Source organism: Sandarakinorhabdus sp. (genome assembly GCF_987265915.1).
The window spans coordinates 1,442,128-1,457,203 of record NZ_OZ503948.1; the positions used below are offsets into that span (position 1 = coordinate 1,442,128).

At 64.3% G+C, this 15,076-nt stretch carries 5 protein-coding genes; 4 read left to right on the plus strand and 1 reads right to left on the minus strand.

Annotated elements, in window-relative coordinates:
* The first annotated feature begins 91 nt into the window (after positions 1-91).
* From AC6UUM_RS07055 to der, 3 genes are read left to right on the plus strand one after another with little or no spacing between them, the layout of a single operon-like run.
* Complete coding sequence (locus AC6UUM_RS07055; protein ID WP_500804620.1) at positions 92-856, plus strand: tetratricopeptide repeat protein; 765 nt, start codon at positions 92-94, stop codon at positions 854-856.
* An 11-nt stretch (positions 857-867) separates the two neighbouring features.
* Entirely contained in the window at positions 868-2,244 is a 1,377-nt protein-coding gene (locus AC6UUM_RS07060; RefSeq protein ID WP_500804621.1) for a PQQ-like beta-propeller repeat protein, read from the plus strand.
* 29 nt (positions 2,245-2,273) lie between these two features.
* A complete protein-coding gene (gene der, locus AC6UUM_RS07065) occupies positions 2,274-3,722 on the plus strand; it encodes a ribosome biogenesis GTPase Der (protein WP_500804622.1) in 1,449 nt (482 codons plus the stop codon).
* Between the two features lie 373 nt (positions 3,723-4,095).
* On the opposite strand, the gene AC6UUM_RS07070 is transcribed toward der, so the two are convergent.
* A complete protein-coding gene (locus AC6UUM_RS07070; RefSeq protein WP_500804623.1) occupies positions 4,096-4,320 on the minus strand; it encodes a hypothetical protein in 225 nt (74 codons plus the stop codon).
* Between AC6UUM_RS07070 and AC6UUM_RS07075 the strand changes: the two genes are divergently transcribed.
* The gene (locus AC6UUM_RS07075) at positions 4,307-15,058 is read left to right on the plus strand and encodes an autotransporter-associated beta strand repeat-containing protein (protein WP_500804624.1); all 10,752 of its coding nucleotides are present in this window, start codon (positions 4,307-4,309) and stop codon (positions 15,056-15,058) included. The genes AC6UUM_RS07070 and AC6UUM_RS07075 overlap by 14 nt on opposite strands.
* Positions 15,059-15,076: the final 18 nt, after the last annotated feature.

Genomic DNA, 15,076 nt, shown 5'->3' on the forward strand with positions numbered 1-15,076 from the left:
TGCGGCGCTGTCGGGCATTCACCCGCCGGCAAGACAGGCCGTGGCAACAACCGTGGCCCCCACGCAACGGTAATGATCGGAGCCTTTCACCTTGGCCAACACGCCAGCAAACCCGGATGCCGCCGACAACAGCTTCGTGCGCGAGGTCGATGAGGAATATCGCCGCGCGCAATTGGTCGGCCTGTGGCGGCGCTTCGGCTGGCTCGGCATCACATTGCTGGTTCTGGGCCTGGGCAGTCTGGCTGGCTGGCTGGTCTGGCAGGATCGGCAGGACAAGGCGGCGGGCGCCGCCGGTGCCGCACTGACCCGCGCCATCGAGCAGTTGGAAGTGGGCGATGGCGCCCGCGCTCGCCCGGTGCTCGATGCGATGACCCGCGATGGCCCCGGCGCCTATGCGGGCCTGGCGCGCATGGTGCTGGCCAATGATGCGCTGGCCGGCGGCGACAAGGCCAAGGCGCGCGGCCTGTATGAAACGGTCGCCAATGATCCGGCGTTGCCGCAACCGCTGCGCGACGCCGCGCTGGTGAAGGCGGTGCGGACCGGGTTTGATGCGATGCCCCCCGCCGATGTGGTGGCGAAACTGAAGCCGTTGGCGGTGCCAGGCAACGCCTGGTTCGGCGTGGCCGGTGAGTTGGTGGCGGTGGCGCATATCCGCGCCGGGCATCCGGAAGCCGCAAGGCCGATCCTGATCGCGCTGGTGAAGGACGAAAAGGCCAGCCCATCGTTGCGCACGCGCGCGGCGCAGCTGGCGATTGCTGCGGGTGTGGACGTGGCGACCCTTGGCCTGCCCAGTGAGCCCGCCGATGGCCCTGAAGCCGGCCCTGCTGCCGGCCCAAGTGGCGGTTCGCCGCAATGAGGATGAACGGGATGAAGCTGACGGATCCCGCATTTGCGGTTGCGGCCGATACGCCGGCCCGCGCCGGCGCCTGGCGCTCTGTGCTGGTGCTGCTGGTGGTCTGCGTGGCGCTGGCCGGTTGCGGCGTCTTCAAGAAATCCACCAAGCGCACGCCGACCATCGGCGAGCGCATCCCAATCTTGAGCTTTGAAACCCGCGCCGAAGCCGAAACCGAATTGAAGGACACGGCGGTGGTGTTGCCGCCGCCGGAAACCAATGCCGAATGGGCGCAGCCCGGGGGCTCGGCCGGGAAGATCGGCGGGCATCTGGCGCTGGCCGCCAACCCCAGTCAGGCCTGGCAGGCGAAGATCGGCAAGGGCAGTAGCGCCACGGCGCGGTTGAATGCGGCCCCGGTCGTGGGCGGCGGCAAGGTGTTCACCATCGATATCGCCGGTGAAGTGCGCGCCTTCGATGCCGGCACCGGCCGCGTCGCCTGGCAAAACACCGTGCGCTTGCCCAAGCGGAACAGTCGCCCGGCCTTTGGCGGCGGCGTGTCCTATGGCGACGGCCGGGTCTATGTCGCCACCGGCTATGGCGTGGCGGCGGCGATGGATGCCGCGACCGGCAAGATCTTGTGGGAACGCGCGCTGGTGCAGCCGCTCCGCGGTGCGCCCAGCGTGGCGGGCACAAGGGTGTTTTTCCTGAGCCAGGACAATCAGTTGCACGCGCTTGACGGCGCCACTGGCGAACTGAGCTGGACGGTGGCCGGCACCGTGGAAGTCGCCTGCATCCTGGGCACCGGATCGCCGGCGATCTCGCAGGATACGGTGGTTGTCGGATTTTGCTCTGGTGAATTGAATGCGCTTCGCGCCGAAACCGGCCGCACCGTCTGGCAAGATCAGCTGGCGCGCACCGGGCGATCGACGGCGATGGCGGCGCTGGCCGATATCGACGGTTCGCCGGTCATCGATCGCGGCCGGGTGTTTGCCATCGGCCATGGTGGCCGCATGGTCGCGCTGGAACTCGCCACCGGCCAACGCGCCTGGGAACGCAATTTTGCCGGCGTGTGGACGCCGTGGGCGGCTGGCGAATTCCTCTATATCGTCACGGTGGAAGGCGAAGTGCTGTGCGTGACCCGCGCCGAAGGCAAGGTGCGCTGGATCACCAAGCTGGATCAGTATCGCAAGCCCAAGAAAAAACAGAATCCGATTCAGTGGGCCGGGCCGGTGCTGGCGGGCGAACAGTTGTGGCTGGCCGGCTCCAATCGTGAGCTGGTGGCGATGGACCCGTATGAAGGCAAGCGCTTGGTCACGATCCGCCTGAAGGCGCCGGCCTATCTGCCGCCGGTGGTGGCGGGCGGCATGGCGTATGTGCTGACCGATGATGGCACGCTGACCGCCTATCGCTAATTCATGGGCGCGCTGGTAAGGCGCTGCGCATGAATGTTGGCAATATCCTTGATCTTCCGGCCGATGCACCGCGCGTGGCCATTGTCGGCCGGCCCAATGTCGGCAAATCCACCCTGTTCAACCGGCTGGTCGGCCGGCGCCTGGCCCTGGTGGACGATCAGCCGGGCGTGACCCGCGACCGGCGCGAAGGCGCGGCCAGCCTGTTCGATCTCGATTTCGTCGCGGTGGACACCGCCGGCTTTGAAGATGGCAGCGAGGAAAGCCTGTCGGGCCGGATGCGCGCGCAAACCGAAGCCGCGGTGAGCCGGGCCACGGTGGCGCTGCTGGTTTATGATGCGCGCGCCGGGGTGACGCCGCTGGATGAACATTTCGCCGCCTGGCTGCGCCGGCGCGGCGTGCCGCTGGTGCTGGTGGCCAACAAGGCCGAAGGCTTGGCCGCCGAAGCCGGCTTCAACGAAGGCCATGCGCTGGGCTTTGGCGAACCGATCGGCATGTCGGCCGAACATGGCCTGGGGCTGGCCGATCTCTATGAGGCGCTGAAACCATATTTGGAGGATGAGGCCGTGATTGCGGCCGAAGCCGAAGCTGCCGATGCGGACGCGCCGGATGCTGGTGAAAGCGACGATGACGAAGAGCCGGCACCGGCCCCCGAAGGCCCGCTCAAGCTGGCCATCGTCGGGCGGCCCAATGCCGGAAAATCCACGCTGATCAACCGCTTGCTGGGCGAACAGCGGCTGGTGACCGGGCCGGAAGCCGGCATCACCCGCGATTCCATCGCCATCGAATGGGAATGGCCGGATCGCGAAGGCCAGTTGCGCGCCGTGCGCCTGATCGACACGGCGGGCCTGCGCAAGAAGGCCAAGGTGACCGACAAGCTGGAGCGGTTGGCGGCCACCGATACCGGGCTGGCCATCGATTTTGCCGAGGTGGTGGTGTTGCTGCTCGATGCCACGCTGGGGCTGGAGGCGCAGGATCTGCGCATTGCCGACAAGGTGCTCTCCGAAGGCCGTGCGCTGATCATCGTGCTCAACAAATGGGATGCCGCGCATGATCAGAGCAAATTGTTCCAGGGCGTGCGCAAGGCGCTGGATGATGGCCTGAGCCAGGTGAAGGGCGTGCCGCTGCTGACCTGTTCGGGCCTCACCGGCAAGGGGCTGGATATCCTTATTGAAGTGGCGTTCACCACGCGCGCGCGCTGGTCACGCCGGGTGCCGACGTCGGCCCTCAACCGCTGGTTCGAGGCCGCGACGGACCGCAACCCGCCGCCGGCGCCGGGCGGCACGCGGGTGAAGCTGCGCTATGTCACCCAGGTGGCGACGCGTCCGCCGACCTTCGTGGTGTTCGGCAATCGGACCGATGCGCTGCCGTCCAGCTATCAACGCTATCTGACCAACAGCCTGTCGGGTGATCTCGACTTCGGCGGCCTGCCGATCCGGCTGAGCTTCCGCGGCGGGCGCAATCCGTTTCACAAGAAATAGGCGGTTCAAATCGGGCGACCTGACGGCAGGCATGATGCGGCTGCCCATGGGATGAGGCTGGGCCGGTGTCGCATCATGGTGGGCTGTGATCGCCGATCGCATCGATATTGACGAGCTTCTGCTGGCGCCGTTGCGCGGAAACGGACCATGTTCTGCCTGGCCGCGTGCGTTTGAACTGCGTGTCGCGGCCCCGAAAGCGCCATTTCGGAATACCCCTATGCCGCCACGGTTCACCCCATTTTTTAACAACGTTTCATCTTGATTCTGAATGATTTTCTTGGGTGAAATGCAACCGGAACGGGTGTATTGCCGTAGGAATCGTTAAGGCCTATCGGGTCTGTATCGGCATGTAATTTACCTGGAGGCTCATGTTTCAAGTCCGCACTTCGTATTCCACCGTTGGACTGGATACGAAGTCGCGCGGCAAGCGCATCGCATGGCAGATCGGGCGTTCGGCCGCAGCAGCGATGCTGGCGGGCACCGCGCTGGTTCCGGCGTCGGCGCAGACATATGATATCACGGCGAACAACCCCAGCGGCATAGTCAGCGTCACAAATTTTGTCGGGGCGCCGTTGAACAACCCGATGGTGATCACCAACGGTCTTCTGCGGCTGACCAATAACACCAATCTGAATTTCGCCGGTAATCTGGTGGCAGGTCTGAGCTTCGAAAAGCGCGGAACCGGCACAGTTACGCTTTCCGGCAACAACAATTTTTCGGGTGCCTCTGGTCTGCGGGTATTTGCCGGGACTCTGGCGGCGGGATCGACAAGCGCGCTTTCGCCCAATGCGTTTTTGCTGATTTCGCCCAGTGTCGGGACGACTGCGACGGTGGATCTCGCTGGTTTCAACAACGCGATCACCTATCTGATGGGTGATGCTGGGGCGATTGTGACCAACACGGTCGGCACGGCAACGCTGACGATCAACAGCGATGTGACCCGGGTGTTCAATGGCGGTCTTCAGGGCAATGTCGCCATATTGAAGCGCGGCGCCGGCACCCAGGTGTTCGCCAATACCAATCCCGGCCTGGCGCCGACCAACACGACCGGGGCCATCACCCTGGAAGCTGGCGGTATTCAGGTAGGCTCTGACAATGCCCTTGGTAGTGGCGTGCTGACTGTGACCGGCGCTGCAACGCTGTCCACCCTCAATGGTCTGGGCGTGGTGTCTCTTGGCAACAATATCGTGCTGGATTCCAATCTGGTCGTAACGCCGAGCACAACGACGGCGCTGCGGCTCAACGGTGACATCAGTGGCCCAGGCAGCCTGACCAAGTCGAACACGGCTTCGACCTTGCGCCTGGCCGGCAGCAATACGCATTTGGGCGGGACAACCATTTTGGGTGGCCGGGTGGAAGTCGGTTCCAATGCGGCGCTCGGTGACGGCGCGGTGATCTTTGGCGGTGGTGTGCTCGCTTTGCTGAACCCGGCCGCGGGTGTGACCCTGAGCAACGTCTTTACGGCCGGTACCGCGACGCTGACGGCGGAGGCCGGCAATTCTGGCACGACATTCGGTTTCTCGGGTGAGATCGCTGGTACGCGGTCCGTGGTGCTGGCGGCTTCGGGCGGGGCTGGCACAGTGGCGTTGAGCGGCACCAACACCTACACCGGGGAGACGCGCGTCCAGGCCGGCGTGTTGGGCATCGGCAGCGCCGGCGCCGTGGCATCGAGTTCGCGGATACGCTTTGAAAATTCCGGCACGCGCATTGCGATGCTTGCACCGGGCCTGACGATCAACCGGGCCGTGACCGGCGCGGCGGTGGTTGGCACTACCAACGGGACGATCGACACGGCTGGTTTGGACGCAGTGTTTTCGGGCCGGTTGCATGATGCCAACACGGGTACGGGGCAATTTCTTGGCCTGACCAAGGCCGGTGCCGGCACGTTGACGATTTCCAATGCCGCCGCTGGTGCGGGCACGAAAAATATCCTGAGCGGTGGTTTGGCCGTAAGTGCTGGCACCTTGAATCTGACCGGCCGGTTGGAAAACAATGTAGCGGTGAACGGCGGGACGTTTGCCGGAACTGGCATTGTTGCCGCCGGCACGACGACGGTCAATTCCGGCGGTATCTTGTCGCCGGGCGATGCGACCATGGGTGCCAATGCCATCGGCAAGCTGACCCTGAACAATCTGACCCTTGCTGGTGGTTCGTCCCTGCGCTTTGATCTCGGCGCGCCGAGCATCAGCACCGTTACCCCGCCCAACGATCTTGTGGTGGTGAACGGCAACCTCAATCTTGGCGGCGTTCTGAATGTCAACCCGCTGGCCGGCTTCGGCGCCGGCACCTATCGGTTGTTCACCTATGCCGGCACCTTGGCCGGCACGCTTGGCCTCGGCACGCTGCCAGGCGGCTTCAACTATAACATCTTTGCCGGAAGCGGCTTTGTCGATTTGAATGTCACGGTCCCGGATTATTATTGGGACGGTGTCGGGCCGTTCGGCAACGGTGGGGTAAACGGTGTCAATGGCGGTAGTGGTGACTGGACGCCGGCCGGCACCAACTGGACTGATGCGACAGGCGTTACCATCGTGCCGTGGGGTAACGAACTGAATGTCAGCCGCGCCTTTTTCCAGGGGGCCGCTGGCACGGTCAGGCTTACGGAATCCCGTAGGTTCGAAGAGCTCCACTTCCTGACCGATGGGTATGTCATCAACCCTGAAGATTCGGCTGAAAACCTGACTGGTCTGTCCACCACCATCAACGTGGCCAGTGGCATGACGGCGACGATCAACGTGGCCATTGACGGCGCCGGTGGCCTGACCAAGATCGGCGGCGGCACGCTGAATTTCGGCAACGTCAACAGCTATTCGGGTGGCACATTCCTCAACGCCGGCCGTATCAACATCAAGGATGATGATGGCCTGGGTGCTGATGGCCTGGTCATGGCGGCTGGCACGACGTTGGGATCTTATATCGGCCAGGTCACGGTGAGCAACAAGATCACCATCAATGGCGGGGTGACCTTCGATAGCGACAATCTGCTGATTCTCAGCAACGTCATCGACGGGTCAGGCGGCTTCACCAAGACGGGTCCCGGCGAATTGATCCTTGGTGCTGCCAACTTATTCACGGGCCCTGTCAGCATCATGAACGGCTTGGTCAGTCTGCTGGACAGCAATGCGCTGGGCAATGCCGGCAATGTGCTGGACCTTGGCGATGGCTCGACCTTGTCGCTTACGGCCGGGCAGACGTTCGGCTATGGCCTCAACGTCAGTGGTAACGTCGTTATCACCCAGCCGCTGGCTGGCACCAGCACGCTGTCCGGCACCATTAATGGTAGTGGCGCGATCAATTTCACGCCCAATGGCACGATCATCCTGACCGGGATGAACGGGTTTGGCAGCAGCACGGTAACGGGCGCGGGTGCCACGCTTCAGCTGAACAACAGCAATGCGGCAGGCGCGGGCCCGATCACGCTGGCGGGCGGATCGCTGGCCGCAGGTGCGAACCTGGTTCTGGCCAACGCTGTTACCTTGAATGGCGGCGGCACGATCGCCACCAACCAGTTCACCACGCAGTTCAACAACCGTATCGGCGGCACCGGCGGCCTGACCGTGACCAACGTGGGCGGGGCACCGTTCAATGGCGTGGCCATCCTGGCCAATGCCAACAATGATTTTGCTGGTGATTTGGTCATCGGGCCAAACGCCACCGTCTCCGTCGCCACCGACGGCGCGCTGGGTGCAGCGGCGAATGACGTGACGATCAACGAAGGTCGTTTGCAGGCCACCGGCAGCTTCACCACCACGCGCGACATCACCCTGGCCGGCAGCTTCGGCCAGATCGACGTGACCGGTGTCGAAACACTTACCGCCAATGGTCTCATCAGCGGCAGCCAGTTGCGCAAGGGCGACACGGGCACGTTGATCCTTGGCAACGCTGGCAACAATTTCGCCAGCACCCAGGTGCTGGGGGGCGACCTGCGGGTTGCCGTTTCCAATGCGTTGGGCAATCCCGGCGGGCTGGTGCAGTTGTTCAACGGCGCCACGCTGAGCGGGGTTGGTAACGTCAGCATCGGCAATGCCCTTCAGATCGAAGCTGGCGCAGCCACGACTCTGGACAGCGGCAGCGGCCGGTTCACCTTGACGGGCGCACTGTCGGGCGCGGACAATCTTACCAAGATCGGCAGCGGCGTGCTGGGCCTGAACGGCGTCAGCACCTACAGCGGGACCATCCTGCTGACCGCGGGTGAGATCGATCTGGAAGGCTCGATCGCCGGCGGCATCAACGCAGGCTTTGGCACGAAAGTGACCGGTGCCGGAACGACCGGTGGCGATTCGATCTTTGCTGACGGCGCCACGATCAGCCCCGGCAACAGCCCCGGCACGTTGAACTTTGGCGGCAATCTGGTGATCAGCAACGCCACGAATCTCATCTGGGATCTGGATGTCATCAATACCGTTGCCATGACCAACGATCTGGCGATTGTGGCCGGCAATCTGACGCTGGATGGCCTGCTGCAGGTGCGGGCCGGCGCCAACTTCAACATCGGCGTCGGCAGCTATACCCTGTTCCAATATGGCAATCTGTTGGCGGACGGTGGCGTCACGCTCTCCAACGGTGCCCTGCCGCTGCCGGCCGGGTATGATCTGCTCAATCCGCCGGCCGGCGTCACATATTCGGTGACGACCACAACGATGCCCGGCTTGGCCACAGGCGCGGGCAACGTGCTGTTCAATGTCGCGTACAACGGCACCTATTTCTTCGACGGCAACGGCACACCGATCGATGGCATCGTCCAGGGCGGCCCCGGCACGTGGAATGGCGCGCTCACCAACTTCACCAACAGCGACGGCCTGTTCAACTTGGCTTATGCCGACAGCCCCACCCAGGTGGTGCAGTTCGGCCGAATTCCGGGCGTTGGCCCTGGTTCCGGCGGCACCACGCCGGGCGGCGCGGTGGATGTTCAGGGCGTGCGGCAGTTCGGCACGATCAATTTCACCGACAATGGCTATGTGCTGGGCGGTGCCGGCACGCTGAACGTCAACAACGGGGCGATCAATGTCGGCGGCAACACAGCCACCATCAACACCGCAATTGCCGGCACCAATGGCTTGGCCAAGTCCGGCACAGGCACGCTGATCCTCAACGGCAACAACAGCTTTACCGGCGGTCTGGCCGTCAATGAAGGCACGGTTCGCATCGGCGCGAACACTTCGCTCGGCGGGGTCGGCAACGCGACGTTTGCGGCCAACACCACGCTGCAGGGCACCATGGGTGTGTTTGTGAACACCCCCAACACGACCGGCATCGTGCTTGGCGGTGCGGTCAACTTTGATGCCAATCGTGGCGCCATGACAATCAATGGCCGGATCAGCGGCAACGGCGCGCTGTCGATCTTTGATGTCGGCCCGGCCAACGTCACCACCGGTCTTTCATTTGGCGGGGCCAACACGTTCATCGGCGATGTCAGCGTTACCAGCACGTTGCTGGTTGTGAGCGCCAATAGCGGTCTCGGCAACGTGGCCAACACGCTGACGTTGAACAATGCCATCTTCGGCGTGCAGGGCAGCTTCACGACGAACCGGACGATCACGCTCACGGGCACGGAACGGATCCTGACGCTGCCGGGCACAACGCTGACAGCCAATGGCCCGATCGGTGGTGCCGGTCAGTTGGTGAAGGACGGTGGCGGTACGCTCGTGCTCGGCAATGCTGCCAACAGCTATGGCGGTGGCACGGTCATCACCAGCGGCATGGTTTCGATTGCCAGCGATGGCGCGCTCGGTGTCGGTGGCACGGGTGTCAGCTTCAGTGGCACGACGCTGCTGGCGCCAGCTTCGCCCACGACCCTGCGGTTCACGGCGGACGTGACCTCGGCGCGCAATATTGCGATCGCAACCGGCTTCACCGCCATCATCAACACGGTTGCGAATGATGTGCGCCTGGACGGCACCATCACCGGCGATGGCGCGCTGACCAAGATCGGCGCTGGCCGTCTGACGCTGACCGGTACCAACGACTATGCCAACGGCACCAATCTGAACGCCGGCACACTGCGTATCGAAGACGGCCAATCCATCGCCACGGGTCGCCTGACTACGCAGGCTGATACGACGCTCGTCGCCGGGCTGGCACCGGGTGTCGGCACGATTGCGCTGAGCAACAACATCACCCTGGCCGGCGGCCAGACGACGATCGACCTGGTCGGCACGATGCAGACCGTCGATCCGGTGACCGGTGCAGTCAGCTCTAACGGCACCAATCTGGTGCTCGACGGCACGATCACCGGCGACGGTGGTTTCACCACCAGCAACGCAACCGCGGGCCAGATCGTCATCAACGGCAACAACGACTTCACCGGCGATGTGAATCTGAACAGCACAGTCGTCGTGGTTGGCCACAACAGCGCGCTGGGCCGAAACAACACGGTCAACATCAATCAGGACGCTGGCATCCGCAACAACACGGGTGGCACCACGCGCACGATCGCCAATAATATCGCGATCAACGGTTCGAATGCCACCGTAGGCGGCAACGGCGATTTCGTGTTGAACGGTATCGTGTCAGGTGCGAACACCAACGTGTTCAACAAGGTTGGGATGGGCACGGTGACGCTGGCCAATGCGGCCAACAGCATCGCGGCGCAGATCGAGGTGGCGCAGGGCGAACTGGTCGTGACCGGCACGCTGACCAATGCCAGCCAGCGGACCAACGTGCGTGCCGGTGCGACCCTGTCGGGCACGGGCATAATCAATGGCATCGTCGAAGTGATGAACGCGGGCGCGCTTTCGGCCGGTATCGGTGGCAGCGGCCAGGTTGGCCGGTTGAACATCGGCACGCTGTTGCTCAACGACCAGTCGTCGCTGGTCGTCGACCTGGGCGATGCCTATGTGAATGGCGGTCCGCGCAACGACCAGATCGTAACGACGAACCTGCGGCTTGGTGGTCGCCTGACGGTCCGCGAATCGCAAGCGCTCGGCGCAACCTTTGGACTGGGTGTTTACAACCTGATCACCTATCAGGGCGCCCTCATGCCAGGTTCCACCAACATGTTGGTGCAGGGCCTGCCGGGCGCTTTCACTGGCGCTGTGCAGACGCTGGTTCCTGGCCAGGTCAATCTGATCGTCACCAATCCGGGCACATTTGTCCTGTATTGGGACGGCGCCGATACGACGGGTGGCAGCGCGATCGCCGACGGCGGTTCAGGCACCTGGTCGGCGAATGGTTCAAACTGGACCGGCGTGCCGGACAGCCAGCTCAACACCAATTGGATCAACGGCAGCGTTGCGGTGTTTGCCGGCACGGCAGGCACAGTCACGCTGGCGCAGACGTTCAACGCGCAAGGCTTGCAGTTTGCCACCAATGGCTATGTGCTGACCGGTGGTGTGCTGGACAATCAGAGCACCGGCGTTGGCACCGGCATGTTCGTTTCGACCGACGCGGACGTGACGGCGACGATCAACAGCCAGATCCAGGGTGATGGCCTGCTGCGCAAGCAGAATGCCGGTACGCTGGCGCTGGGCGGCAACAACATCAACTTCTCTGGCGGCATCATCGTGCAGGCCGGCACGTTGCAGCTGAATTCGGCCCTCGGCGCGGGCACGGGCGCCATCACGTTGAACGGCAACACCACGCTGGCCAATGCTGGCAACATGTTGTCGGTTGCCAATGCAGTGATCACGCAAGCGGCCGGCACCATCGACAGCGGCGCAGGCAGCTTCGCCCTGGCTGGCGAAGTGTCAGGCAATGGATCGATCACCAAAACGGGGACGGGCAACCTGATCCTGTCTGGCGTCAATGCCTACAACGGCGACACCCACCTGACGGCTGGTTCGCTGACCGTGACCAACAGCAAGTCGATCGGCAACGGCATTTTGCGGACCACCGGTGGCACGACGGTGAACGCCGGCGTGAACGATCCGGCCGGTGTCACGATCACCCTTGGCAACAATGTGGTGCTGGGCGAGGGTGCAACCACGTTCGATCTGCAGGGCACATCGCTCAGCTTCAACAACGACGGTTCGATCGTGACCGATGGCTCCGCGCTGACGCTGGCCGGCAATGTGACCGGCGCCGGTTCGCTGGTGACCAGCGATTTCGGCACGCTCACGCTGTCGGGCACCAACGACTATGCGGGCGGCACGACCATCAGCGCGCGCAGCGTGGTGTATGTCGGTTCGAACACGGCGGTCGGCAGCGGCACGGTTACGATGGCCGCCGCAACCGGGCTGTACAACGTCAGCGGCGCAACGCGGACGCTGACCAACAACTTCGTGTTGAACGGCGGCAGCTGGCTGGGCGGCAGCAACGATCTGGTGCTGAACGGCGGCTTCACCGGCGCCGGCACCTTGATCAAGGCCAGTGCGGCCACGCTGGTGCTCAACGGCGCCAACAGCGACTTCACGGGCAATTCGCAGCTGCGGGATGGCCGGATCACCATCGACAGCGGCACGGCACTTGGCATTGGTGGTATGCTCACCGTGTTCGCGCCGGTCGCCACCCCGGTCGCGGGCCGGGCGACGACGCTGGCCGCCGGCCGGACCGGGCTGGCCCTCGCCAACAACGTGGTGCTCAGCACCGGCAGCAACCTGATCGTCGAAAGCACCAGCGGCATCTTCACGCTGGACGGTGTGATCAGCGGCGACGGCGCGCTCACCAAGACGCAGTCGGGCATTTTGGTGCTGAACGGCGCCAACGATTACCGTGGCGGCACGGCGCTCAACGCCGGCACCATCAGGGCAGGGAACAGTCTAGCGCTGGGCACCGGCGCCTTGACGGCCGCAGCGGGCACCATCCTGCAGGCCGGCAATACGGGTGTGACGCTGGCAAACAACATTGCCATGGCCAGCGGCATGACGGCCGATGTCTTCGGCCGCGTCTTCACACTGGGTGGTGTGATTTCCGGCGCCGGTCCGCTGTCAGTGATCGACACGGCGGCTGCCGTGGGTGATGCGCTGATTCTGACTGGTGTGAACAGCTACACCGGCGGTACGGTGATGACCGGTACGACGCTTCAGGTGAGCCAGGATGTCAATCTGGGCAATGTGGCCGGCGGTGTCACGCTGATCGGCGGCGTGCTGCGCACGACGGCCAGCTTCACCACGGCGCGGGCGATCAGCTTGGGAAGTGGCGGTGGTTCGCTGCTGGTTGATCCGGGCACGACGCTGACAGTCGATGGTGTGATCAGCGGCACCTCGCTCACCAGCAATGGCAGCAATCTGGTGCTGAATGCGGCCAACACCTACACGGGTGGCACGTCGCTGAATGCCGGCATCATCACGGTGGGCAACAACGCCGCGCTGGGTACGGGCGCTCTGGCCATGGCCGACAGCACAACGCTGAACAGCAAGGTGAACGCCGGCGTCAACATCAACACGCAGACGGTGGCACTGGCCAATATGATCAGCACCGCCGGCGTGGGCACCGTCAATGTCGATACCGGTTTGACGCTCATTCTGGGCGGCACCATGTCGGGTGCCGGTTCGATCAACAAGACCGGCGCCGGCCTGCTGGTGCTGGGCGTCCAGAACAGCTTTGCGGGTGGCACCACGCTGGTTGGCGGCACCATCCGCACCGGCAACGGCGCAGCGCTGGGCACCGGCCGCCTGACGACCACCGGCGGCACCACGCTGCAGGCCGGCAATGCCGATCTGACCGTGGCCAACGCCATCACGCTGGGAACCGGTATCACCACGGTCGATACGCAGGCCGTCACCTATACATTGTCGGGTGTGGCGTCGGGCGCCGGCGGCGTGTCGAAGGCAGGCAGCGGTGTGCTCAACCTCACCGGCGCCAGCACCTACACCGGTGCCACCACGGTGGCGGCAGGTACGCTCAATGTCACCGGCGCGCTGGTCTCCCCGGTCACGGTCAATTCGGGTGCGGCGATCACCGGCACCGGCACGGTTGGCGCGCTCAATGTTCTGGCAGGCGGTTCGGTGAACCCGGGCGCGCCGGCCACCACCAACGCCGCGACGCTCACCGTTACGGGTGCGGCCACATTGGCCGGCACCTATACGGTCAACATCACGGCGTCGGGGACCGATCGCATCACGGCGGGCGGTGCGTTGACCGTGAGTGGCACGCTGGCCGTGGTGCCGGGCATGTCGCCGATCTTCAGCCAGTTCAGCACGTCGTTCACGGTGGCCAGCGGCGCAACCCGCACTGGCACCTTTGCCACCGTCACCGGCCTCGATCAGTTCGGCATCGCCTTCAACCCGCTGCTGGATTACACCGCCACGGGCATCAACATACGTCTGGCGCCGCAAAGCCTGCTGACGCTGGGCAACCGCTTTGGCGGCATCTCCGGCAACGCGCTGGAAGTGGCCAACGCCTTCGATCGGGCCGTGGCTGGCGGCTACAACCCGCAGGCGTTCTTCAACGTCTATGCCAACGCCGGTTCGGCCCTGCCGCAAACGCTGCGGCAGATGTCGGGTGAACAGCGCGCGACCGAGCGCCGTGTGGTGATCGACAGCAGCCGTGTGGTCCGGGAATCGGCCCTGGATCGCCTGAATGGCGGCCTGGCTTCGCTCGGCGGCCAGCAGGTGAGCAGCAACGATGGTGATCGCACGATCACCTTCTGGCTGCGCGGCGCCGGTTCGTGGGGCAAGAGCCGGACCAGCGGGGCGGCAACAGCCTTCACCGCCGATCAGCGCGGCGTCATCACCGGTATCGATTGGGCCAAGGGAAACGTGACGGTTGGCGGCGCGTTCCACTACACCAGCACCAATGTCGAATATCAGCTGCTGGGCGGCAGCTCGAATGTCGAAACCGTTGGCGGTATGGTTTATGCCGGCTATCGTCAGGATGGCGGCGTAGTCGTGAATGGCGGCGTCAGCGTCGCTGGCGCCCGCACCAACGGCGGACGCGCCGTCAGCCTGCCGAGCTTCGCGCAGACGCTGGCGGGGACCACCACCGGCACCAGCTATCAGATCTTTGGTGAACTGGCCTGGGATCTGGCGGCTGCGGCCGACACGCGGATCGAACCGTTCGCGCGCTTCACCTATGTGAAGGCCGATATGGGCCGGCTGGCCGAAACCGGCGGTGTGGCGGCACTGGCTGCGACCAAGCAGGCCTATGACATCTCGGTCACCAACCTGGGTGCGCGGTTCGGCGGCAATGTTGCCGATGGCAAGGTGGCGCTGAGCGCAGCGGCATCGTGGCAGAACACGGGCGGGGACCGCAGTGCGGCGACGGTGATCGGCATCCCGGCCGTGGGCCAGAACAGCCTGATCCGTTCGGTGCAGATGGATCGGGATGCGCTGTCGCTGCAGGCCGATGTCGGCGTGAACATCTCGGATACGATCCGCTTCAGCCTCGGTTATTCGGGTCTGATCGGGAAGAGCAACGACGATCACGGCGGCCGCGCCACCCTCAACTTCGCGTTCTGATCGCGAAGCCGGCAGGGC